This window comes from Paenibacillus sophorae (assembly GCF_018966525.1).
In the GTDB taxonomy this organism is placed as follows: Bacteria; Bacillota; Bacilli; order Paenibacillales; family Paenibacillaceae; genus Paenibacillus_AQ; species Paenibacillus_AQ sophorae.
The window spans coordinates 5,109,710-5,132,414 of the sequence record NZ_CP076607.1 but is presented as its reverse complement, the minus strand read 5'-3'; the positions used below and the strand labels follow the sequence as shown (position 1 = coordinate 5,132,414).

Genomic DNA, 22,705 nt, shown 5'->3' with positions numbered 1-22,705 from the left:
TTAACGAGGACGGGAGTCTTCTTTGAGTGTCCAAAAATGTATAGGCAGCGCCCGGGAACTCAAGGATTATTTGGAAAAGAATTGTGCTGCATTATACGAGGGATTATTGGCTGGTCAATGAGAGTGGGTTTAGAACAAACTGTATCAGACTTGTTAACACTTTTCGAAAGTTATTTGATGTTTTTCTGAAAACCCTCCTGTTTTTTTTGCCTTTTTCTCCCAGAGTGCTATAGTAGATGAGGGCAAATAGTACTAATCGTTTGCCGTGCTATCTGAATCTTTTAAATAATACGTACAAAGGAGATGCACGAAAATGAGTAGAGTTGACGGGAAAGTGGCGTTGGTAACCGGCGGAGGACAAGGAATTGGCCGGGCGATCGCGCTGCGGCTTAGTCAGGACGGATTTGCTGTTGCTGTAGTGGACTTGAATGAGGACAATGCGAAAAAGGTTGCAGGGGAAATTGAATCTGCCGGCGGGCGCTCCCTGGCGCTGAAAGCCGATGTCTCGAATCGGGATCAGGTATTCGCCGCAGTCGAGGAAACGTCCGCGAAGCTGGGCGGCTTCGACGTTATTGTCAATAATGCAGGTATTGCGCCTGTAAAAATTCTTGAAGAAGTGACGATTGAGGATTTGGACAAAGTATTCCATATCAATGTAGCCAGCGTCGTCTGGGGAATTCAGGCCGCAACGGCCAAGCTGAAGGAATTGGGACATGGCGGTAAAATCGTAAATGCCTCCTCTCAGGCCGGCCATGTCGGCAATGCCAGCCTCAGCGTATACTCCGCCTCGAAATTCGCGGTACGTTCGCTGACACAGACCGCCGCTCAGGAACTGGCCAAATACGGAATCACCGTAAACGCTTATTGCCCCGGCATTGTCCAAACTCCGATGTGGGGTTCCATCGATAAACAAATCACAAGCTCGAAGGGAGAAGCCGAAGGCGAAGCAACCAAGGAGTTCGGCAGTAAAATCACGCTTGGCCGCCTGTCGACTCCAGAAGATGTTGCCGCCTTTGTTTCTTTCCTGGCAGGTCCTGATTCCGACTATATGACCGGTCAATCGCCGCTGATCGACGGCGGCATGGTCTTCCTGTAAGAGAGACCCATTATACAGATCGAATGATATTAAATCTTTAGAAGATAGGCTGTCCCGGAAATTCTATTTTCGGGGCAGCTTTTCTTTTGGGCGGCTCTTTCAAACCCACGCATACTTTCCTACCGTCTATCATATCTTGTCTTATAGACTAGACAAGGTGAGGTGGACGGATTGAGTAACGGAAGAATGACGTTCCGGTTCGATGCCGGAAAGGACAAGCCGAAGGAGCTTCAGCCGGAACCCGGGCCGGAAGAGACGAAGCAGGAGCAGCGCGCGGAAGTATACAGCCTGGATGAGGCTCGGCGAACGGCCGGGGGAGGCCGGCAGGACAGCATCACCGGCCCTCTTCAGGCACGGGACAGAACGCAGGACCGGGAATATCGGCTGGAGGAGCTGGAACAGGCTTACAATAATAAAAAGAAATTCCCCGGTTCCGGCGCAAATCAGGATAGAAGGATTGACGAAGGCAATCGGGGTGGACAGGGAAGCAGCGGTCCTGGCGATAGATGGGACATTGCCGCCACCCCGGACAGAGAGGATATTGCGGGCGATCCGTACGGGCCGGGTGCCGATCATATCCCGGAATGGACAGCTGGATTGCTGACCGGGAAAGAACGGGAGACAGACACGGAGCTTTTGCGGGACGCATTTCTCCGTTCCCGGCCGGGCGAAGATTTGCGGCGCGGGCAGATGGAAGCCGAAGAGAGCTATGCCGGCTTTGATTACGGCTCTCCGGCATACACTGAAGGCGCCAGCCCGGATTCCAGCGGCCCCCGCCGGGAATGGTTGGAAGAGCCGGAAGACGCGGGCGGCGGTTACTACACTACACGGCGTACTTCTTCCTGGTGGAAATTCCCGGCCTCGGTAGCCGGAGCCATTGGCATCGGTCTGCTGCTGGGCTATGCCGCACTGACTTTTATCGGCGGGGTCCATGATGGCGGTTCTGTAGGTACGGCTTCGCCAGGCACTGCAGCGCAGCAGAATGCCGTAGGCAATTCCACAAGCGCCCCGGCGGTTCCGGTACAGGTACCGGCGCAGAGCTATTACCTTCTTCAATACGGAGTGTTCAGCACGCCGGAAGGAGCAGCTCAGGCGCAGCAGGAGCTGGAGAGCGCCGGGCTGGCCGCAGGGCTTGACCCTGAGGACGGCAACCGGGTGTATGCCGGACTGTCATCCGACCGGGAGCAGGCGAAGCTTCTCGGCAGCAGACTGAAGGCGAAGGGCATCGATTTATACGTGAAGGAAGTCTCTCTTCCTTCCGAGAACCAGCTTGTATTTGGCGGGAATGGCGAGACGGTTACCCGTTATTTTAATACCAGCGGAGAATTGCTGAGCGAGCTCAGCTCCCTCTCCGCCTCGCTGCTCGGCGGCGATACGGCTGCGGACACGGCGAAGGTAAGCGACCTGCATCTGCAGTGGACGGAAACGGTGAAGGCGCTGGAGGCGGGACTGCCGTCTGGGCCCTTAGCCGCCGCCAAGGAACTGGAGAAATCCGTAAGCCGGGGCGTGTCGGCTATGAACGAGTATAGCAAGAGCAAGGCGGACGGCCTGCTGTGGGAAGTACAGGCCGCGATGCTCGATATGCTCAGCGGCCAGAAACGGCTGCTGGCGTCAATGGAACAAGGATAAGCACGAGACTGTTGTTATATGAGCGTCAACTCAGGTCCGGGGTGGGGGCCATTCCTCCCGCGCCGGATTTTGCATTGTACTCACCGCCTTTTCACCGTATAATGATGGGGATGTCGTAGGCGGGCGGAGGGAAGATGGTTGATGAAGAAGAGAAATATAGGTATGCTTTTGCTCTACTTGATTCTGGGCTGGCTGGTCGGCGCCTGGGTGGCGAAGCTTCTGCAGCCGGTTAAAGCTCTGTCCTTCCTGACAAAGTCGACGTTGATCAAATGGTCGCCGCAAGCCGATCTGGACATCATTTCTTATGACGTTACAATTCAACTCAAATTGTGCATGCTAAGCCTGATCGGTATTATTATCGCCGTGTGGCTGTACCGCAGGAAGTAAGCATTTAACCATATGGAAAGGAAATTTACGACGTGAACGATAACAGCATAACTTCGATTATTCTTGCTTCCGGTTCGCCTCGCCGCCGGGAGCTTTTATCTTTACTGGGACTGCCCTTTGACGTTATCCCGAGTGAGGCCGATGAGAGCTTTTTGGCGGAGTGGGAGCCCGAACAAATTGTAAGCGCGCTTGCCCTGCGCAAAGCTGAAGCCGTTCTTCCGCTTGCAGGTGAACGGAACAGCGTCATCCTCGGAAGTGATACGATTGTTGTCCTGGAGGGGCGTATTCTCGGCAAGCCGGCAGATCCGGAGGAAGCCAGACATATGCTCTCTTCCCTGCAGGGGCGGAGCCATACAGTATTTACGGGGGTTGCCTGCATCAAGATCAGGGATGGCGTGAACGGCGACGCGCTCCGGCAGGGGAAATCAACAGGAGCTGCTTTGGTGAAAATGGCGGCCCCCGCCTTCACCAGCTTGGGTAAGCTGGGAAGCAAAGACAAGACCGGCGGCGGTGCGGTGCGGCTCGGCGGCATTGGACAATACCGCGTGCTTTCCGAGTCGCCAAGCGGAGAGCCTGCGGTTATGGCCGGCTACACGGAGAGCCGTGTGACGTTCCGGCCGATGTCGGCCCAAGAAATCGACGGCTATATCAAGACGGGCGAGCCGATGGATAAAGCCGGAAGCTACGGGATTCAGGGAATAGGTTCGCTTTTTATTGAAAAGATAGAGGGTGACTTTTACAGTATTATGGGACTTCCATTGAATCTTCTTTACCGGATGTTGTTGGAATTTGGTATCAATCCGTTAAAGGTATAATTGAGGGGATTATGTAAATTTAATTCGACAGATTCCGGTCTTAATTCCGAATAAAGATGATACCAAAAGACCATTTTCGCAAGAGATAGTGATTCTAAAGTCATGTTTGACAGTAAGCTGATATCACCAACTCCTTTAGTATCGGCTTCTCCTTTGATGCTGCGACCAGCACAATAGGCATTGACACCAAGATGGATGTTAAAGAATAGCTGAATGGCCCCAAAGAGACGAAAAATTCTGTGTGGAGCATGCGGCGAAAATGCATTAAAGCGGTTCCTTCCACGGTCCGATTTATATTTGTATTGAGATGGCTTTACCCGTATAATGATTTAGGGTATATGATAACTGCGGCGCCTGAAGGGATTTCGGACGCGTACGCACAGGTATTCGATAACTATTACTGTCATACAGCCATATCGCTTGTGCGGAGGCTGAAAGGAAGAGATCAGGGATGGAATCGTCAACGTTTATGCTGCGAGACCTTCCCCATGAAGAACGACCGAGAGAGCGCATGATGCAATATGGGGCGGAATCACTCAGCCAGGCCGAACTGCTGGCTATACTACTGCGGACGGGAACCCGCCGGGAATCGGCGATTCATGTGGCGCAGCGCATATTGGGACAGGTTGGCGGTCTTCGCCGTCTGGCCGACCTTAGCATTGAAGAAATGATGGATATCAAAGGAATCGGTCCTGCCAAAGCGGTACAGCTGAAGGCTGGGATTGAGCTGGGACGCCGGATGTCGAACTCGCGGCTGGACCAGCCGGTTACGATTCGCAGCCCGCATGATGCAGCGGATATCCTGACCGAGCAGCTTCGCTATTTGCAGAAAGAGCATTTTGTCTGTCTTTTTCTGAATACGAAAAATCATGTGATCGCGCAGGAAACGCTTTCAATGGGCAGCCTTAATGCATCCATCGTTCATCCAAGAGAGGTGTTTCGGGCGGCCATTAAGTGCAGCAGCGCTTCCATTATATGTGCGCATAACCATCCCAGCGGCGACCCGACACCGAGTCCGGAGGATATTTCCCTGACCCGAAGACTGCTTGAAGCAGGAGAGATTGTCGGAATTGACGTGCTGGACCATCTAATTATCGGCGATGACGGATTTGTTAGCATGAAGGAACAAGGACTTATGTAACAATAAACGATGCACATTGACAGGGAAAGGGAGTTTACAGCATGTTAGGTGGCTTTACAAAAGATTTGGGAATTGACTTGGGAACGGCAAATACTCTGGTTTACGTCCGCGGAAAAGGCATTGTGGTAAGGGAGCCTTCCGTCGTCGCGATCCGTACCGATACGAAAACGATTGAAGCTGTAGGTGAATCCGCCAAAAAAATGATCGGCCGTACGCCGGGGAATATCCGGGCTATCCGTCCCATGAAGGACGGGGTTATCGCCGATTTCGATACAACCGCTACAATGATCAAATACTTTATCCGTCAGGCGCAGAAGCAGCGGTCCATGTTCCAGCGCCATCCGAACGTAATGGTATGCGTACCTTCGGGAATTACCGCTGTTGAGCAGCGCGCCGTAGAGGACGCGACGAAGCAGGCCGGAGCCCGTGAGGCATATATTATCGAGGAACCGTTCGCGGCAGCGATCGGCGCCGACCTGCCGGTATGGGAACCAACGGGCAGCATGGTCGTGGATATCGGCGGAGGCACGACGGAGGTTGCCGTCATTTCGCTGGGCGGCATTGTGACAAGCCGGTCCGTACGCGTGGCCGGAGACGAAATGGATGAGTCGATTATCCAATACATTAAGCGCCAGTACAACCTCATGATTGGGGAACGCACGGCGGAACAATTGAAGATGGATGTTGGTTCCGCGCTGCCGCTGGAGAAGGCGGAGACGATGGAAATCCGCGGACGGGATCTTGTGACCGGACTTCCAAAGACACTCACCATCACATCGGACGAGATTTCCGAGGCGCTGGCCGATACGGTCAATGCCATTACCGAAGCAGTAAAAGTAACGCTGGAGAAATGCCCGCCGGAGCTTGCCGCCGACATTATGGACCGCGGGATTGTTCTGACAGGCGGTGGCGCGCTGCTTCGAAATCTGGATAAGCTGCTGGCGCGCGAGACCGGCATGCCCGTTATCGTAGCTGAGAATCCGCTCGACTGCGTGGCGATTGGAACCGGAAAAGCACTGGAAAATATCCATCTGTTCAAGACCCGCAGCAACGCATCCTTTCGCACGAAACGATAAGCTGATGAGGAGAGGGAAGGACGACGGGAGCCTCTGGAGCGGGAGAGAAAAACGGTTGTTAGAGGGTGTTGAAACTGTTTAAGCTGTTTAGCAATAAGCGACTGTTCATACTGTTGATTACGCTGGTGCTTTTTATTGTGGTTATGGGCATTTCCCTCGGAACAAGAAAGTCGCTGTCGTGGCCCGAAAATTTCGTCAGGGATACAACCGGTTTTGTGCAAAATGTGTTCTACAAGCCCGCTGGATACATAGCGGGCTTCTTTGAAGATATCGGCAACCTGAAGAATCTGGCCGAGGAGAATGAGCGGCTGAAGATCACCGTCGCTCAGTACACCCGGGAAAAGGTCCAGTATAATATACTTGCAGCCAGAGTCGCGGAGTATGAAAAATTGCTGCGCTTCACACGGTCTCAGAGCAACAAGTATAATTATGAGTACCATTATGCCCAGGTTATCAGCCTGACGACTGAGCCTAGCAATAATACGCTGGTCATTGATTTGGGCGCCCGGGACGGCGTCAAGCCAAATATGTCCGTTATTTCCGAGAAAGGTCTTGTCGGCATCATCAGTCAAGTGAGCAACTTCACGTCGACGGTCAAGCTCCTGACCATGATGGATAGCAGCGATCCTAATTCACAGCCGCCGATAGCTGCTACCGCATTCGGCAAGATCAATCAGACGTTTGGCATGGTCGAGCGTTACGATCAGCAGACGCAGCGGCTTATTATGACTCGGATTGATGAGAAGGACCCAATGGCCGTGAATGATATGATCATATCTTCCGGAATCGGCGGTCTTTATCCGCAGGGACTGATTATCGGTACGGTTGAGAGCGTCGGAGTTGGGGAGTTCGGGTTGACCAAGACCGCTGTGATCAAGCCTGCGGCCGGATTTGAGGACTGGAAGAGCCTTCTAGTCGTTTTCACTCCGCAGGAGGAGCAGTAGTGAACGCGCGCAGGCCGACTCTTATTCTGCTGCTGTTTCTGCTGTTTATTCTTCAGGGTGCCGTACTGCCTTGGGTTATACCGGATTCGTTGGAAATGCGGATTGTCCCGAATCTTGTCTTTATTGTTATTTTATTTGTGACCGTATATCATCATCGGCATACGGCGCTGGTACTGGGCCTAAGCTTCGGCATGCTGCATGATATCGTATTTTACGGAAGAATTATCGGAGCCCATTCCTTTGCTATGGGAGTGTCTGCCTATTTGATCGGCTTGATATTCCAAACGCCGCGGGCTCCGCTGCCGCTGATGATGACGATTGTGCTTCTGGGAAGCTGGCTCGAAGACAGCATTCTGTTCGGCATTTACAGCATATTCAAGCTGAACCGCGATCCATACAACTGGGCGCTTCTAAACTATATGCTGCCCACCATGCTTATTCATTTTGTCCTTGCACTTCTGCTGTACATTCCCGTCCGGCGTCAGCTTGAGAAGCTGGAGAACCGGACACGCAAGGAAGAGAAGGAGTAAGGCTTGGCCCAATTTCTCTCGAATCAAGCAGGAACTTTAGGGCCTCGGCACGAATGAATGAGAATGGGGGGAGGGGCAAATGACAGTAATATCCAAGCATGTACGGATAAAAGGCATCAAGGACGGCCTGGTCTTCCTGCTAGATGACAAATGTCCCTTTGAAGAGCTGCTTGACGAGCTTCGCTACAAGTTGGAGCACAGCCATCAAAATATTTTGACCGGACCGATCGTGCATGTGGATGTCAAGCTTGGCAGCCGTTCGGTAACAGAGGAAGAAAAGGAAGCGGTACTGGAGATATTGCGCAAACCGGGCAATCTGCTGATCCGTTCGATTGAGGCGCAGAATGCCCCGAAACCGGTGAGCGGAAGTTCGCTGTTCGTGATGAGCGGCATACTTCGGTCCGGTCAGGTGCTGCATCATAAGGGAGACCTGCTCTTTCTCGGGGACGTGAATCCCGGCGGCACGATAACCTGCACCGGAGATATTTTTATTCTTGGGGCGCTGAGAGGCATGGCTCACGCGGGAGTGGAGGGCAATGAAGAAGCGGTTATCGCCGCATCCGTGATGGCTCCGACCCAGCTTCGTATAGCCGAGATCATCAGCCGGCCTCCGGATGAATGGGAAACCCGGGAGAGCAGCATGGAATTCGCATTTTTGTCGGATGGTGCTATGAAAATCGACAAAATACACAACATCGTCAAACTGCGTCGGGATTTAAATGTGTTTAAAGGGGTGTAGCCTCATGGGAGAAGCGATTGTTGTTACCTCCGGCAAAGGCGGCGTGGGCAAGACGACCACAACGGCCAATATTGGAACCGCGCTTGCGCTGCAGGGGAAAAAAGTATGTCTCGTTGATACCGATATCGGGCTGCGAAATCTGGATGTGGTTATGGGGCTTGAGAACCGAATCATATACGATTTGGTGGATGTCGCCGAAGGACGCTGCCGGCTTGGCCAAGCATTGGTCAAAGACAAGCGGTTTGAAGAGCTGTATATGCTCCCGGCCGCGCAGACTAAGGACAAAACTTCAGTCACCCCTGAGCAGGTCAGAGACATCGTATTGGAACTGAAGAAGGAGTATGAATATATTCTTATCGATTGTCCAGCAGGGATCGAGCACGGCTTCCGCAATGCGATAGCCGGCGCCGATAAGGCGATTGTCGTAACAACGCCCGAGCATGCCGCCGTGCGCGATGCCGACCGGGTGATCGGGCTGCTTGAGCAGTCCGAAGTTGAATCGCCTAAGCTGGTCATTAACCGCATCCGGCCTGGACTCATCAAATCCGGCGATATGCTGGATGTCGAGGATATTCTGCAGGTGCTCAATATCGACTTGATCGGGATTGTGCCGGATGACGAATTGGTGATCAAGGCGGCCAATTTGGGAGAGCCGACGGTTATGAATCCGGATTCGGGCGCCGCCATCGCCTACCGCAATATTGCCCGCCGAATTTTGGGCGACGCTGTGCCTCTGATGCAGCTTGACCGCAAGCCGGGCGCATTCAAAAAGTTAAAGAAATTTTTCGGTATCGGTTAAAGGCTTAGGCCTAAGGTTACCGAAAAAGAAAGCCCCGGACACCATGTTCATTGGTGGTTGTCCGGGGCTGTTTGTTCTGCGTCAGGCGCGGAAGAAGCGCTTCGCGTATGCGGGAGAGGAACCGCCAACAGTGTGATGCCCCCGAGCAGAAGGGCTGTCATCCGTACCGCGCCGAACGCAGCAGCGAGGCGCTGCTTGAAGCGTAGCGTCGGTTGTCACCGCCCTGAACGAATTGTCTGGTCTGTTGCGTAGTTTCCCATAAGATAGCCGTTCCCTTCTTCCGGGGAAGGCTTGTTCTAAAATCGCTGCATTCCTTCATAGGATGATATTAAACAAGCCCGCCGGAGGGATCGATATGGGTCACAAAACAATCGCAGGGAATCACCGCAAGCAGCATATCCGCAATCTGCCGGAAGAAATACCGGATTTCGCCAAACCGCCGCGATACAGCATGCCGGGGGACGGCAGTGCGGAAGATTGGCGAAAATACCTGAATGGGAACGACGCCGAGCCCGACCCGGAAAAACTGTGGAAAGAGCGGCACCGCAACTGGGACGAGGAAGGAGAAAGGGAACGGAAGAACCCGCCATTCCTGTCAGGCTTTATTCGGCGCACAATTATCAGCGGACTCCTGTTCGGAGCGGTTTGGGGGATCTTTACCGTGCAGCAGCCATGGGCTTATCGCGCGCAAAATTTTATTACCGGCGCCTTAAGCAAGGATATGGACTTTACGGCTGCCCGTGTGTGGTATGAACGGTATTTTGACGGAGCTCCGGCGTTTATCCCGATTTTCGGGAACGGGGAGGAGACGGCACGGAAAGTCTCGGCGCCTCATAAGCTAACTCCTCCAATAGCAGGAAGCATTGTTAGGCCATTTGCCTCTACGCTAAAAGGCGTAGAAATTATGCCTGCGGCTGATAAAGCCGGAAGCGCGGTGGTAAAAAGCATAGATATAGGGAGGGTGCTGTCCGTTTCAAGAGAGGCGGAAGGAGGCATCCGTGTAACCGTTCAGCATAGCGGAGGAATTACCGCCGAATACGGACATTTAAACGGCACAAAGCTGAAAGCCGACGACTGGGTGCAAAGCGGCGATACCGTCGGATGGATGGAGGAAACGAATGCGTCTTCGCCCAAGCTGCTCTATTTTTCGGTGATGCGGGACAAGGCCTATATCGATCCGGCGGAAGAGATCGGTTTTGATTAGGGTCTGGGGCATTTCCTTTTTCCTGCACCCGCTGTTCGTTATCATTATGCTGCTTTCCGTGCTTACCGGGCAGTTCCTCGAATTGCTGACGCTCTTTGCCATCGTTCTCGTCCACGAGCTGGGGCATGTCTGGGCGGCGCTCCTTGCCGGAGCCACCGTCAAATCAGTGCAGCTTCTCCCGTTCGGAGGAGTCGCGGTCATTGAGGACAATGGAAAGCTAACCGCATTCCGTGAAATCGGAATCGCGCTTGCCGGACCGCTGCAGAACGTTCTGATGATCGCGTTCGCGGCCGCTTTGAAAGAAGCCGGTTGGGGCGGCGAAGCCTATATGACTTATCTCATTCAAGCTAATCTCATCATCGCCCTATTCAATATGCTGCCTATTTTGCCGCTCGATGGAGGGAGAATCGTACAAGCTGCGGTAAGCCTTCAGGCCCCGTATTACTCGACTCTGCTGTGGTGCGGAAGAATCAGCATTTTTGCAAGCGCCCTGACGGCCGTGTATGCCCTGCTGCCGCTGGGAAGCGGCGGCGGACTTCGGCTTAATCTGCTGATGATCGCCGCCTTTCTGCTGTATTCCAATATAACGGATCACCGAAATCTTCCTTTCCGGTTTTTGGCTTTTCTCATGAACCGGGGGGTCATATATGAACAACATATGGACAAAGGCACACCTGCACTCCCGATTGTTGCGCCTCTTGCGAAACCTTTGGATGATATTCTGCGTCTATTTAGACGGCACCAGTATCATTTGATCTATGTGCTTGACGCCGAAGGAGGCGTGATGGCGGTCGTACCGGAACAGCGCTTGCTCTCATCCTATTTTGGGCTATGAAGCTGACTGTTATCGGCGCTAACCGCCGATCCGCTTGGGGAAATCGGGAAATTTTTGTATACCAGAGGTGACGCCATGAAACAAATGATCGTTCACTGCTCGCAGCATATGACCCGGATGGCCCTTCTGGAGAAGGGAAGACTGATGGAATATGCGGCTGAGCGGGAGGAGCAGCAGGGACTGGTCGGCAGCTACTACAAAGGACGGGTAATGAATGTGCTGCCTGGAATGCAGGCCGCTTTTGTCGATATCGGGCAGAAAAAAAATGCCTTTCTATATGTAGATGATGTACTGCATCCGCATCTGGAGAAACAGCCTAAAGTAAAGCCATCGATTGATACGCTGCTAAAGCCCGGACAGGAAATTATTGTTCAGGTTAGAAAAGAACCTAGAGGAAACAAGGGAGCGCGGGTCACGACACATTACACGCTCCCCGGACGCTGGATGGTATATATGCCGTTTGCGGAATACGTCGGGGTTTCCAAAAAGATCGGGCGAGAATCCGAGCGGAACCGTTTGAAGGCGCTGGCCGAACGGCTGCGGAAGAATGAAGAAGGTCTAATTATGCGCACCGTGTCTGAGGACGAGCTCTCCGAAGCGGTGGAAGGAGATTTGGCACTTCTGCGGGCACAGTGGGAGAGGATCATGCGCCGCGCTCAGAAGGCGGAGGCGCCGGCGCTGCTGCACCGTGATCTCAGCATCGTTCAGCGGTTCATCCGCGACACGTTCGACCCCCGGCGGGACGAGCTTCGGATAGATTCTCCGCAAGCCGTCAAAGAGGCTGAGGCATTCTTAAGCGAGATGGCTCCGGAAGGCTACAAGCGGGTGGAACTGTATACCGGAACCGAGCCGATTTTTGCCGCATACGGGGTGGAAGAGCAGCTAGAGCGCGGATTCAGCCGCAAAATCACGCTCGAAGGTGGAGGAACACTTATCTGGGATGAGGCGGAAGCGCTCACCGTAATCGATGTCAACACGGCTCAATATACGGGCGGCGCGTCGCTGGAGGAGACGGTTACGCGCACCAATCTTCTCGCCGCGGAAGAGATCGGGCGTCTCGTCCGGCTTCGGGATACCGGCGGCATTATTATCATCGATTTCATTGACATGGAACTGGAAGAGCATCGCAAAATGGTGGTGGCCCGGCTCGAAAGTATCGTCAGTAGAGACCGGACGAAGACTTATATTCTGGGCTGGACCCGGCTGGGGCTGCTTGAGATGACGCGGAAAAAAGTGAGGCATGACGTCCTGGAGCTTTCCACCCGTCCATGCGAATGCTGCGGAGGCACCGGTCGAACGCCGATGTGGAAGCAAGGAAGGGAATAACCGGTATTGCATCGTTGGAAAATATTTATATGCAATACCAGCGTTGACTATTCCAGGTCTCCATGCTATCATCTATAAGTATGTGTCTGGTTCATTAATTTGCCTGCACATGCTGTAACCGCTCCGATCGGGTAATCAAGCGCGATTCCGGAAGGGAGAGCCACCTGGACCAGGCGAGTCTGAGACATGAGGAGGTGCAAAACCAATGTATGCAATTATCGAAACTGGCGGCAAGCAATACAAAGTCCAAGAGGGCGACGTATTGTTCATCGAGAAGCTGAACGCGGAAGACGGAGCAAGCGTAACGTTTGACCGTGTCCTGGCTGTATCGAACGAAGGCGGTCTGACGGCGGGAACTCCGCTCGTAAGCGGCGCTTCCGTAACGGCGAAGGTCGAGAAGCATGGTAAAGGTCAGAAGGTTGTCGTTTACAAATACAAACCGAAGAAGAACTACCATAAGAAGCAAGGCCATCGTCAGCCTTACACAAAAGTAACGATCGAGAAGATTCAAGCGTAAGAAGGTGCGTTTATGATTAACGTGCGGATTACACGGGATTCCTCTCAAGGCGCGATCATCGGTTTTGCCGTAAATGGCCATGCCGAGTATGACAAAAGGGGCAGAGATATCGTATGTGCCGGTGTTTCGACTGTAACGGTCGGTACTGTCAACGCGATTGAAGCCTTAACCGGAGTCGTGCTGGATTCGTCCATGAAGGACGGGTTTCTCAGCGGGACGCTGTTGCCGATTGAAGACCCCGAAACTGCTGCCAAAGTGCAGCTGCTTCTGGAATCCATGGTCGTTATGCTCAATACGATTGCAGAGTCGTACGGTAAGTATATTCAGATACAGGAAGTCATTATTTGAAGAAGGAGGTAGACAACATGTTGAAATTGGATCTCCAGTTATTCGCATCGAAAAAAGGTGTAGGTTCCACAAAGAACGGACGCGATAGCCACGCGAAACGTCTTGGTGTGAAACGCGCCGATGGTCAAGCCGTAACAGGCGGAAGCATTCTGGTGCGTCAACGCGGAACGAAAATCCACCCCGGCACGAACGTAGGCATCGGCAAAGACGATACTTTGTTCGCCAAAGTGGACGGCGTTGTGAAGTTCGAGCGCCTGGGCCGCGATCGCAAGAAAGTGAGCGTCTACCCGGTAGACGTCGCTCCGGTAGCTGCGGCTCTGGAAGCGTAAGCTTACGGACAATAATTGCTAGTAAAGCCTCCGGCATGAGCGCCGGGGGCTTTTTTTCAAAATATAAGAATCTATAGGATAGGAAAATTCTTGCCGCTTCTTGATGAACCCGGGGGAATTCCTATGGTATACTGGGTAAACATGAACGGGTCTGATTGCGGTAGAGCGCTAAGAATTCGCGAACGTAAGGGACGGGGAAGACAGTATGAAATCCTGGAAAAGCGCAGTAGGAGCTTCGGTGTTATCGGTAGCGTTTCCCTTGGGATTCGCCTGCATATGGCCGACGCTTTGGACATGCCTCCTGCTTGGCGTGTGGGCCGCAGCGGCTGCTTTATTCAGCGTCCTGGCGGTCCGCCGCCACTATGAACGAGAACTCCAGAAACAAGAACGGATCCTGCAGCAGACGGCGATCCGGACGCTTAATCATCACCGCCATGACTGGATGAATGATCTCCAGGTACTGTACGGCTATATTCAACTGGGCAAGCCTGATAAATCGGTACAGTGTGTGGAAAGAATAAAAGAACGCATCGAGCTGGACAGCCGGATATCCAAGCTCGGTATTCCTTCGCTGGTCTTCTATCTTCAATCCTTCCGCACCGTGGGGGGCAGCCTGCAGCTGGACATTGAAGTGGAAGAAGGATTGCAGCTGGGAGATAAGCTGACGCCTGAGGCCGGAGATGAGCTCACCTCAGTGATTATGCAAACGGTCAGAGCCTGCCAATTTGGAGGACTGGCTGCCCAGGGCGAGACCCGTTCGCTGCTCCTTTCTTTCAAGAAGGATGAGGGGGACGTTGTCATTGCATTCGGCAGCGACGGCTTGCGGGAAGGAACGGAGTTGTTCCGGGAACAGATATTTAATATCGTGCAGGGCAAAATTGTAACAGCGGAGCAGCTGACGCCCCATAAGGCGGACTTCCAGCTGCGCCTGCCGATGGGAATGTGAAGGAAGGTGAGACATCCATGTTTGTAGATAAAGCGAAAATATTTGTAAAAGGCGGCGACGGCGGCGACGGTCTGGTGGCGTTCCGCCGCGAGAAATATGTGCCGGAGGGCGGTCCTGCCGGCGGTGACGGCGGCAAGGGCGGCGACGTCATTTTCCGCGTGGACGAAGGGCTGCGTACCCTGATGGATTTCCGGTATCAGCGGCATTTCAAGGCCCAGCGTGGGGAAAAGGGACGTAATAAGAGCCAACACGGCGCGGGTGCCGACGATATGATCGTCCGCATCCCGCCGGGAACGGTGCTGATTGACGATGACAGCGGCGAGATCATCGCCGACATGACGCGTCACGGCCAGGAAGTGGTTGTGGCTCGTGGCGGCCGTGGCGGCCGGGGAAATATCCGGTTCGCGACACCGAATAACCCTGCTCCCGAGCTTGCGGAGAACGGGGAAGAAGGCCAGGAACGCTATGTTGTGCTTGAGCTTAAGGTCATGGCGGATGTAGGACTTGTCGGCTTTCCGAGCGTAGGCAAATCCACTTTGCTGTCCGTCGTTTCGGCTGCCAAGCCGAAGATCGGAGCGTACCATTTTACTACCATTACACCGAATCTCGGCGTTGTGGATGTAGGTGACGGCCGCAGCTTTGTCATGGCCGACCTCCCCGGACTGATCGAGGGCGCTCATGAGGGCGTTGGGCTGGGACATGAATTTCTGCGCCATATCGAACGTACGCGCATCATCATTCACGTTGTCGATATGGCGGGCTCCGAAGGCCGTGATCCGTTCGAGGACTGGGTGAAGATCAACGATGAGCTGAAGCAATACAACACAGGCCTTGCCGACCGTCCGCAGATTGTGGCGGCCAATAAGATGGACATGGAGGAAGCGGAGGAGAATCTTGCTTCTTTCCGCGAGCGCGCAGGCAGTCTTCTGCCTGATCTGGAGATCCTGCCAATCTCGTCGCTGACCCGCAAAGGCGTTCAAGAGTTGCTCTACCGCGCCGCCGATCTGCTTGATTCCATTCCGCAGGCTCCGGCCGTGGAGGAAGTGGCAGAGAGCGGTGAGCATAAAGTATATAAGCTTAAGGCTACGGAAGATGACTCTTTCACCATCACTCGTGATAACGAAGCCTATGTCGTCAGCAGTCCGAAGATTGAGCGGATGCTCAAACGGATGCAGCTTAATTCGCATGATGCGATTCTGAAGCTGGCGCGGACGCTGCGGCATATGGGTGTGGATGAGGAGCTCCGCAAACGCGGAGCGGTGGAAGGCACCATTGTTCGAATCGCCGATTTCGAATTCGAGTTTGTCGAGAACAGCAGCTACTATTGAATAAGTGAATAACGGACCGAAAGCAGGCGCAGGCATGTGTTTTCCATAATAAGGAGAACCGTGCAAGCGCCTTTTTCATGCGTTTTTCAAAGGGTGGATTGTAAAAGGAACTTGTTCTCGGGGGCTGCGACGGAGTCGGCAGTTGAATTTTAGAGTGAAACGGTTTTGTGAAAAGTATTGCAATTCTTTCTGAATAACTTTATAATGTCCACTATGTAAAAACAAAAGTCTTTGAGGAGAGGACGTTTGTGAAAGAACGTTATTATTTGGTTCGTGAAGATATTTTGCCCGAGGCGGTACTGAAAACGATGCAGGTCAAACAGCTGCTGGAAGCCGGAGATGCCAAGACGGTTCATGAGGGCGTGGAGCAGGTGGGGCTGAGCCGGAGTGCTTTTTACAAATACAAAGACGGCATCCATCTGATCCATCAGTTGGAAAGGGAACGCATCGTAACGATCTCGATGGATCTTGAGCATGAGTCGGGCATGCTGTCCAAGGTGCTGGGAGCCGTAGCGGGGCATGGAGCCAATGTGCTGACCATTCATCAGAGTATTCCGCTTCAAGGGTGGGCGAACGTTGTCCTTTCCATTGAGATCACCCACATAAATGATGAACTGGGAGACATGCTGGATAGCCTGAAAGGGATGCCTGGCGTTAAGCGCGCTTTGATTGTAGGGCAAGGTTAGAAGGGGAATATACGTTAAGGGGGATTCAGATTCAGATGAAACCGGTGAAAGTAGGATTGCTCGGGCTGGGAACGGTCGGTACGGGCGTAGTGCGCATCGTGCAGGGGAACCAGGAGGATTTGAGCAGTCAGGTCGGTTCGCCGATACATATTGAACGTATTGCTGTTAAGAACTGTGATAAGCCCCGTTCGATCGAAATCGATCCGGCGAAGCTGACAACCGATCCTTGGGAAGTCATCCGCGACCCGGAAATCGACGTTATTGTTGAGGTTATGGGCGGGGTCGACGCCACCAGAGAGTATATTTTGGAGGCGCTTGAGCGGGGTAAGCATATCGTTACCGCCAACAAGGATCTTATGGCTCTGTACGGCAGCGAAATCTTGGAAAAAGCGCAGGAAAAACAGTGCGATGTTTTTTATGAAGCCAGCGTAGCAGGAGGCATCCCGATTATCCGGACATTGATCGAGGGCTTTTCTTCCGACCGGATCGTCAAAATCATGGGTATTGTCAACGGAACGACCAACTATATACTGACCAAGATGAGCCAGGAAGGCGCTTCGTACGACGACGTGCTGAAAGAAGCGCAGGAGCTCGGCTATGCCGAGTCCGATCCGACCTCTGATGTGGAAGGACTTGATGCAGCCCGCAAAATGGCGATTCTCGGCACGCTGGGCTTCCGCACCAACGTTGAACTGCGGGACGTGAGCGTAAGCGGAATTTCCGGCGTCAGCAAAGAGGATATTTTATTTGCGAAGCGTCTTGGATACGAAATGAAGCTGCTCGGCATTGCCGAGAGCCATAATGATGAGTTCAACATCAGCGTTCAGCCTACCATGATCCGTTCGAGCCATCCGATCGCTTCCGTTAACGGAGTGTTCAATGCGGTCTATGTCTATGGCGAAGCAGTCGGGGAAACGATGTTCTACGGAGCGGGAGCGGGCGAAATGCCAACGGCAACCTCCGTCGTGGCCGACCTGGTGGCGGTGATCAAGAACTTAAAGCTGGGGGTCAACGGACTGAAACAGATCGTTCCTTATAAGAATAAGAAGCTGAAGAGCGACGACGATATTTATTTTAAGAACTTCCTGCTGCTCCATGTGGACGATAAAGCGGGGGTGCTTGCCAAAATCACCCAGGTGTTTGCCGAATGCGACGTCAGCCTCGATTCTGTTGTACAGCAGGCCAATCCGCATAACCCGAATGCCGAGATCATTATCGTTACGCATGATGCCAGCAAGTCCAGTATGAACAAGGTTCTCCGCCGTTTCGAGGAACTTGAGGTCATCCGCCGCGTCAAGAGCCATTACCGTGTCGAAGGCTGATGTAAACCGCAGGGAAGGCAATTATCTTTAAAGGAGACCATGGGTTGTGAAATATTCCATACTGCATGATAATAGAGAGCAATGTTCCATTATGTTGAAAAAAGGTCTTGCCGCAGACAAAGGGCGGTGCGCTCATGAGTAATAATAGGAAGGTTAGGGTGAAAATACCCGCCAGCACCGCTAATCTGGGTCCGGGATTCGATACGCTCGGCATGGCGCTCTCGCTGTATGCCTGGATCGAAATGGGCGAAGCGGAGCAGACCGTCTTCCACCTGTACGGTGATGAGATGAAGGATGTGGCCCGGGATAAGAGCAACTTGATTTACAAGGTTGCTCAGATGGTATTCGACGAAGCCGGCATATCCGTCCCCGAGCTGGAAATTTCGATGCATTCCGAAATTCCGCTGACACGCGGGCTTGGAAGCAGCGCTTCCGCCATTATCGGCGGCATGGTTGCCGCCAATGCGCTGATCGGGTCTCCTCTGAGCAATGACAGGCTCTTCGACATGGCAACCGCGCTGGAGAAGCATCCCGACAACGTTGGCGCTTCCCTGTTTGGAGGAATCATCGCCGCCGCCTGGGACGGCAGCCATGCGGATGTAATCCGCATCGAGCCGCCGGAGGATCTGGAAGTGCTTGTCGTTATTCCTGAATTTGAACTGGCGACGTCCAAGGCTAGGGAGGCTCTCCCGTCCAGTGTAACCGTCGCCGATGCCGTATACAATGTCAGCCGCTCTTCGCTGCTGACCGGAGCGCTGGCCTGCGGGCGTCTGGATCTGATCGGCGCAGCGATGCGGGACCGCCTGCACCAGCCGTACCGGGCTCCGCTGGTTCCCGGCATGGAGACCGTGCTGGCGGAAGCGACGCAGCACGGAGCGCTTGGAATCGCCCTAAGCGGCGCCGGTCCAACACTGATTGCGTTTGTGGATCGGCGGGAACCCGGGAAGAGCGAACTGGAAGCCTTTCTGATGGAAACGATGCGCGAGCAAGGCATTGAAGCGCGTACCCGCTGGCTTCTGCCGTGCCGAACGGGGGCGCTTGCGGAGTCTGTAGACGAAAATGGGATGCAAAATCAATCATTTTTGGATATGATAAAAGGAGAAGTACGGTCATGAAATCAATAGCGGTGCTGCCGCAGGGAACGACCTCTCATGAAGCTTTGCTGTATCTGATGAAAGGGGAGCCCTGCCGGCCGGTGTTCTATAAGCTTATTTCCGACGTGTTTCTGGCCACGGCCAAAGGAGAGACCGATTACAGCGTCATTCCCGTCGAGAATACGATTGAAGGCTCGGTCAGCCTGCACATGGACTGGCTTATTCATGAAGTGGATCTGCCGATGCAGGCCGAATGGATTTATCCTTCCGTGCAGAACCTGATCGCTAACCCCGGTGAGTTTGCGGACGGAAAAGGCGGTGTCGATTACTCGGGCATCGTAAAAATCCTCTCCCATCCGGTTGCAATGGCCCAGTGCGGCCATTTTATCCGCAGTCATGCCCCGTCTGCCGAGCTTGAAACCGTGGGAAGCACCTCGGAAGCTGTAGAAATCGTCAAGAACAATCCCGGCAAAGGCTGGGCGGCAATCGGCATTGAGCTTGGTGCGAAGACCTTTGGACTAGAGATTGTCGCGAGTAAAATTACCGATCATCACAACAATTTTACGCGTTTTGTGCTGGCGGGACCTGGGAAGCTTGATATCCCCCGCGTAAGCACCGGCAGCAAGACCAGCGTGCTGGTCACCCTGCCGGAGGATTTTCCGGGCGCGCTCCACCAGGTTCTTTCGGCCTTTGCTTGGCGCAAGCTGAACTTGTCGCGGATTGAATCACGGCCTACGAAGAAGAAGCTGGGTACCTACTATTTTTATATCGATGTGCTCGAACCGTTGGAATCGGTCCTCCTGCCTGCCGCTATTGAGGAAATCAAAGCTTTGGGCTGCCAGGTCCGAATTCTGGGCTCGTATCCCACATACACCTATGAGGAAGAGAAAGCGGAGGTGCAGTAAGTTCATGTCTGAGCAGTTGATTTATCTAGATGGACAATACGTAACGAAGGAAAATGCCATGGTATCCGTTTTTGACCACGGCTTTCTGTATGGCGACGGGATTTTTGAAGGGATCCGGATTTATAACGGCAACATTTTTAAATGCAAAGAGCATTTGGACAGACTGTATGATTCGGCTAAATCCATCATGCTTGATATCCCGCTGACTTATGACGAGATGCTGGAAGCGATGGCAGAGACGATCCGCCGTAATGAGATGCGCAACGGTTATATCCGCCTTATCGTTTCCCGAGGCCCCGGCAACCTCGGACTTGATCCCCGCCGGTGCCCCCAAGCCAGTGTCATTATTATTGTAGAGCAGCTGGCCATCTATCCCGAAGAGGCTTATCTGAACGGCCTTCGCGCCGTTTCCGTGTCCCAGCGCCGTAACATTCCGGATGCGCTGAATCCGAAGATCAAATCGCTTAACTATCTGAACAACATTCTGGTCAAAATCCAGTCCAATCTTGCGGAAGCCGACGAGGCGATCATGCTGAACGCGCAGGGATATGTGACGGAAGGCTCCGGAGATAATATTTTTATCATCAAAAAAGGCGTTGTCTACACCCCACCGTGCTACCTTGGCGCTCTCGAAGGCATCACGCGTCTTGCCATTATCGAGTTGTGCGAGAAGCTCGGCATCAAGCTTAAAGAAGAGCCTTTCACGATGCATGATATTTATATTGCGGATGAGGTCTTCTTCACCGGTACAGCGGCAGAGGTTATCGCGGCCCGCGAGATCGACGGACGGATTATTGGCGAAGGCCATGCTGGTCCGATCACGCTGAAGCTGCTTGAGGAATTCCGGAGCATTGTGGACAAAGATGGCTATAAGGTGTGGCAGTCCTAAGTTTTTGAATAGCAACGATCAATCCTTTGATGCGCATGCAATCATGCCGCATGAAAGGATTTTTTTTGCTTCTGGGATGTCAATCGCCCATGGGCTGCATAAGATGTAGTAACGAAGGAGGCGGCTCTACCGCAAATCACTGCGACAAAAAGCATTGCTCCACAAAACGTTAGGAGGTTAAATCTGCGTGAAAATACACATTGTCAAGCAAGGCGATACACTCTATGAATTGTCGAAAAAGTATGGGGTGCCGCTGGATAAAGTGATTGAAGCCAATCCGCAAATTGCAAACCCCGATGTCCTGGCTGTCGGAGACAAGGTTAAAATCCCTTCAGTTCCCGTTCCCGTGCCAGACGGCGGCGAGCTGTTCCACAAACATACGGTCATGCAGGGAGATACCCTGTGGAAACTGTCAAAGGCATGGGGGATTCAGCTCAAGGATATCATCCAGGCCAATCCCCAGTTAAAAAATCCCGATGTGCTTAAAATAGGAGATATCGTCAATGTTCCCAAGAAAGCGACGGCTTCCCCGGTACATCCAGTAGATCCAGTAGATCCAGTAGATCCAGTAGATCCAGTAAATCCAGCAAATCCAGCAAACCCGGCAAACCCGGTAAATCCGAATCTAGCCCAACCGGAATATGCGCCGATGGCTGTATCAGAGAAAACCGCCCCTGGCGGAAAGGCCTATACGGGTCCCATCGAAAAAAAGGCAGAAACAGCTCCTGTTGTACCTGCACCTGTACCTGCACCTGCACCTGCACCCACATCTGCTCCTTTAGCTATTCAAAAACCTGTTGCCATTCCTGCGCCTATTACTCCAATTAAAGAGACGATTCATACCGAGACGCAGAACCTGTACGTACAGATTTCGGTTCCCGCTCAAGAAGCGGCCCCTTTGCCGCCGATGCCTGAGCCTCTTAAGGAATATCCTATTCCCGAGCCCCCCAAGAATTATTTCGCATGCGAGCCTGTAACTCCCTGCGACAAGTCATACGGTTATCCGGGAATAACGGAAAATCCCAACTATTACGACTGCCCGCCAACTTACCCGCAGTATGAGGCCGTTCAGCCGATTTCTTATGCGCCTTGTGAGGTTCAACAGTTTGCGTATATGCCCGAAATGCCTGCGCCATATTGCTATCCGGATACAGGTTATCCTGTCGCCAATGTCTCGGCACCATACTATCCGGGTGTTATGCCCGGCTACACCACAGAGATGCCTGCTAACGACTTCAAACCTTATTCTGAGAATCCGGCGTACTACGGGGCTCAGCCAACGACGCTTCCTTGGCCTTCCTGCGGATGCGGGGAATCTCCTGGAATCCAGCCGTACCAATTTGGTAATGAAGCGCCGATGTATGGCAATATGCCTGTCTACACGAGTGAAGCCCAATCTTTCCCTTATGGCATGGGCATTCCTCAACCCTATATGGCACCTTCGTACCCGCCCGCACCCGCATCATATGGCTCTCCAGTTAACCAAGGAATCCCGCCGGTTCCGAAATTTCCGGGAACGGAGGATTGGGTTTATTCGAATCGACTTCCTGTAGACACAGAGGTTAATTCCGCCTCAGGAGCTTTGTCCGAGCAGGATGCTACTGCCGTCAACCTGACCGCAGAACAGAATGCCGCCGATCAAGGGGAAGCTAAACCGGCTTCTACGACTTCTACGGCCAAGGCCAAAACATCAAGCCGGCGTGGCAAAGACATCAAACCGGGCGGCACAACGAAGCAGCAGCGTTCGGGTAAAGTCAAAGAGACGGTGAAAAAACGTCGTAACCCTTGGATTTCCGATTGATATTTAAAGCGGTCATAGA

Annotated in this window: 24 protein-coding genes and 1 other annotated feature; all 24 genes read left to right on the top strand. The window is 53.1% G+C overall.

Going from position 1 to position 22,705, the window contains the following annotated elements:
• The first annotated feature begins 313 nt into the window (after positions 1-313).
• The 24 genes from KP014_RS24895 to KP014_RS24780 all read left to right on the top strand — a co-directional run bounded on the left by KP014_RS24895 (position 314) and on the right by KP014_RS24780 (position 22,686).
• Positions 314-1,096, top strand: a complete 783-nt coding sequence (locus tag KP014_RS24895; protein WP_090834309.1) for a (S)-acetoin forming diacetyl reductase — start codon at positions 314-316, stop codon at positions 1,094-1,096.
• A 171-nt stretch (positions 1,097-1,267) separates the two neighbouring features.
• Entirely contained in the window at positions 1,268-2,725 is a 1,458-nt protein-coding gene (locus tag KP014_RS24890) for an SPOR domain-containing protein (RefSeq protein ID WP_139210609.1), read from the top strand.
• Between the two features lie 141 nt (positions 2,726-2,866).
• Entirely contained in the window at positions 2,867-3,112 is a 246-nt protein-coding gene (locus tag KP014_RS24885) for a DUF4321 domain-containing protein (protein ID WP_036603282.1), read from the top strand.
• Positions 3,113-3,144: 32 nt separating this feature from the next.
• On the top strand, positions 3,145-3,927 hold the full coding sequence (locus KP014_RS24880; RefSeq protein ID WP_036603279.1) for a Maf family protein: 783 nt from the start codon (positions 3,145-3,147) through the stop codon (positions 3,925-3,927).
• Between the two features lie 451 nt (positions 3,928-4,378).
• Entirely contained in the window at positions 4,379-5,068 is a 690-nt protein-coding gene (radC, locus tag KP014_RS24875; RefSeq protein WP_036603277.1) for a RadC family protein, read from the top strand.
• A 41-nt stretch (positions 5,069-5,109) separates the two neighbouring features.
• Positions 5,110-6,144 carry a rod shape-determining protein gene (locus KP014_RS24870; RefSeq protein WP_036603275.1) on the top strand — a complete coding sequence of 345 codons (1,035 nt, stop codon included), beginning with the start codon at positions 5,110-5,112 and terminating at the stop codon, positions 6,142-6,144.
• A 65-nt stretch (positions 6,145-6,209) separates the two neighbouring features.
• Complete coding sequence (mreC, locus tag KP014_RS24865; protein WP_036603274.1) at positions 6,210-7,088, top strand: rod shape-determining protein MreC; 879 nt, start codon at positions 6,210-6,212, stop codon at positions 7,086-7,088.
• A complete protein-coding gene (mreD, locus tag KP014_RS24860; protein WP_036603272.1) occupies positions 7,088-7,618 on the top strand; it encodes a rod shape-determining protein MreD in 531 nt (176 codons plus the stop codon). The genes mreC and mreD overlap by 1 nt, the downstream gene beginning before the upstream one ends.
• Positions 7,619-7,697: 79 nt before the next feature.
• A complete protein-coding gene (gene minC, locus KP014_RS24855) occupies positions 7,698-8,357 on the top strand; it encodes a septum site-determining protein MinC (RefSeq protein ID WP_036603270.1) in 660 nt (219 codons plus the stop codon).
• A gap of 4 nt (positions 8,358-8,361) precedes the next feature.
• Positions 8,362-9,156: a septum site-determining protein MinD gene (gene minD / locus KP014_RS24850; protein ID WP_036603269.1), complete on the top strand. Its 795-nt coding sequence runs from the start codon at positions 8,362-8,364 to the stop codon at positions 9,154-9,156.
• A 355-nt stretch (positions 9,157-9,511) separates the two neighbouring features.
• Positions 9,512-10,360 carry a M23 family metallopeptidase gene (locus tag KP014_RS24845; protein WP_051500590.1) on the top strand — a complete coding sequence of 283 codons (849 nt, stop codon included), beginning with the start codon at positions 9,512-9,514 and terminating at the stop codon, positions 10,358-10,360.
• Positions 10,353-11,195 (top strand): M50 family metallopeptidase, encoded by an 843-nt coding sequence (locus KP014_RS24840; protein ID WP_036603267.1) that lies wholly within the window; start codon positions 10,353-10,355, stop codon positions 11,193-11,195. The genes KP014_RS24845 and KP014_RS24840 overlap by 8 nt, the downstream gene beginning before the upstream one ends.
• A gap of 75 nt (positions 11,196-11,270) precedes the next feature.
• The gene (locus KP014_RS24835) at positions 11,271-12,521 is read left to right on the top strand and encodes an Rne/Rng family ribonuclease (RefSeq protein WP_036603265.1); all 1,251 of its coding nucleotides are present in this window, start codon (positions 11,271-11,273) and stop codon (positions 12,519-12,521) included.
• A 106-nt stretch (positions 12,522-12,627) separates the two neighbouring features.
• Positions 12,628-12,712, top strand: a sequence feature (ribosomal protein L21 leader region).
• Between the two features lie 14 nt (positions 12,713-12,726).
• Positions 12,727-13,038, top strand: a complete 312-nt coding sequence (gene rplU / locus KP014_RS24830; protein ID WP_036603262.1) for a 50S ribosomal protein L21 — start codon at positions 12,727-12,729, stop codon at positions 13,036-13,038.
• 12 nt (positions 13,039-13,050) lie between these two features.
• Positions 13,051-13,386 carry a ribosomal-processing cysteine protease Prp gene (locus tag KP014_RS24825; RefSeq protein ID WP_036603259.1) on the top strand — a complete coding sequence of 112 codons (336 nt, stop codon included), beginning with the start codon at positions 13,051-13,053 and terminating at the stop codon, positions 13,384-13,386.
• Positions 13,387-13,403: 17 nt separating this feature from the next.
• Complete coding sequence (rpmA, locus tag KP014_RS24820) at positions 13,404-13,715, top strand: 50S ribosomal protein L27 (protein ID WP_025688063.1); 312 nt, start codon at positions 13,404-13,406, stop codon at positions 13,713-13,715.
• Positions 13,716-13,920: 205 nt separating this feature from the next.
• On the top strand, positions 13,921-14,661 hold the full coding sequence (locus tag KP014_RS24815) for a Spo0B domain-containing protein (protein WP_090834311.1): 741 nt from the start codon (positions 13,921-13,923) through the stop codon (positions 14,659-14,661).
• Between the two features lie 17 nt (positions 14,662-14,678).
• Positions 14,679-15,989, top strand: coding sequence for a GTPase ObgE (obgE, locus tag KP014_RS24810; RefSeq protein WP_090834312.1), 1,311 nt, complete (start codon positions 14,679-14,681; stop codon positions 15,987-15,989).
• Positions 15,990-16,237: 248 nt separating this feature from the next.
• Positions 16,238-16,675 carry an ACT domain-containing protein gene (locus tag KP014_RS24805; RefSeq protein ID WP_036600762.1) on the top strand — a complete coding sequence of 146 codons (438 nt, stop codon included), beginning with the start codon at positions 16,238-16,240 and terminating at the stop codon, positions 16,673-16,675.
• Positions 16,676-16,710: 35 nt separating this feature from the next.
• Positions 16,711-17,997 carry a homoserine dehydrogenase gene (locus KP014_RS24800; protein WP_036600764.1) on the top strand — a complete coding sequence of 429 codons (1,287 nt, stop codon included), beginning with the start codon at positions 16,711-16,713 and terminating at the stop codon, positions 17,995-17,997.
• Between the two features lie 134 nt (positions 17,998-18,131).
• A complete protein-coding gene (gene thrB, locus KP014_RS24795) occupies positions 18,132-19,112 on the top strand; it encodes a homoserine kinase (RefSeq protein ID WP_090834313.1) in 981 nt (326 codons plus the stop codon).
• Positions 19,109-19,996, top strand: coding sequence for a prephenate dehydratase (pheA, locus tag KP014_RS24790; protein WP_036590189.1), 888 nt, complete (start codon positions 19,109-19,111; stop codon positions 19,994-19,996). The genes thrB and pheA overlap by 4 nt, the downstream gene beginning before the upstream one ends.
• Positions 19,997-20,000: 4 nt before the next feature.
• The gene (gene ilvE / locus KP014_RS24785) at positions 20,001-20,885 is read left to right on the top strand and encodes a branched-chain-amino-acid transaminase (RefSeq protein ID WP_090834314.1); all 885 of its coding nucleotides are present in this window, start codon (positions 20,001-20,003) and stop codon (positions 20,883-20,885) included.
• 187 nt (positions 20,886-21,072) lie between these two features.
• Positions 21,073-22,686, top strand: a complete 1,614-nt coding sequence (locus KP014_RS24780) for a LysM peptidoglycan-binding domain-containing protein (protein WP_051499510.1) — start codon at positions 21,073-21,075, stop codon at positions 22,684-22,686.
• Positions 22,687-22,705: the final 19 nt, after the last annotated feature.

Coding starts and splice junctions, on each gene's coding strand:
- KP014_RS24895 (WP_090834309.1), top strand. CDS start 314: ATGAGTAGAGTTGACGGGAAAGTGGCGTTGGTAACCGGCGGAGGACAA.
- KP014_RS24885 (WP_036603282.1), top strand. CDS start 2,867: ATGAAGAAGAGAAATATAGGTATGCTTTTGCTCTACTTGATTCTGGGC.
- radC (WP_036603277.1), top strand. CDS start 4,379: ATGGAATCGTCAACGTTTATGCTGCGAGACCTTCCCCATGAAGAACGA.
- KP014_RS24870 (WP_036603275.1), top strand. CDS start 5,110: ATGTTAGGTGGCTTTACAAAAGATTTGGGAATTGACTTGGGAACGGCA.
- minC (WP_036603270.1), top strand. CDS start 7,698: ATGACAGTAATATCCAAGCATGTACGGATAAAAGGCATCAAGGACGGC.
- minD (WP_036603269.1), top strand. CDS start 8,362: ATGGGAGAAGCGATTGTTGTTACCTCCGGCAAAGGCGGCGTGGGCAAG.
- KP014_RS24845 (WP_051500590.1), top strand. CDS start 9,512: ATGGGTCACAAAACAATCGCAGGGAATCACCGCAAGCAGCATATCCGC.
- KP014_RS24835 (WP_036603265.1), top strand. CDS start 11,271: ATGAAACAAATGATCGTTCACTGCTCGCAGCATATGACCCGGATGGCC.
- rplU (WP_036603262.1), top strand. CDS start 12,727: ATGTATGCAATTATCGAAACTGGCGGCAAGCAATACAAAGTCCAAGAG.
- KP014_RS24825 (WP_036603259.1), top strand. CDS start 13,051: ATGATTAACGTGCGGATTACACGGGATTCCTCTCAAGGCGCGATCATC.
- rpmA (WP_025688063.1), top strand. CDS start 13,404: ATGTTGAAATTGGATCTCCAGTTATTCGCATCGAAAAAAGGTGTAGGT.
- KP014_RS24815 (WP_090834311.1), top strand. CDS start 13,921: ATGAAATCCTGGAAAAGCGCAGTAGGAGCTTCGGTGTTATCGGTAGCG.
- obgE (WP_090834312.1), top strand. CDS start 14,679: ATGTTTGTAGATAAAGCGAAAATATTTGTAAAAGGCGGCGACGGCGGC.
- KP014_RS24800 (WP_036600764.1), top strand. CDS start 16,711: ATGAAACCGGTGAAAGTAGGATTGCTCGGGCTGGGAACGGTCGGTACG.
- thrB (WP_090834313.1), top strand. CDS start 18,132: ATGAGTAATAATAGGAAGGTTAGGGTGAAAATACCCGCCAGCACCGCT.
- pheA (WP_036590189.1), top strand. CDS start 19,109: ATGAAATCAATAGCGGTGCTGCCGCAGGGAACGACCTCTCATGAAGCT.
- ilvE (WP_090834314.1), top strand. CDS start 20,001: ATGTCTGAGCAGTTGATTTATCTAGATGGACAATACGTAACGAAGGAA.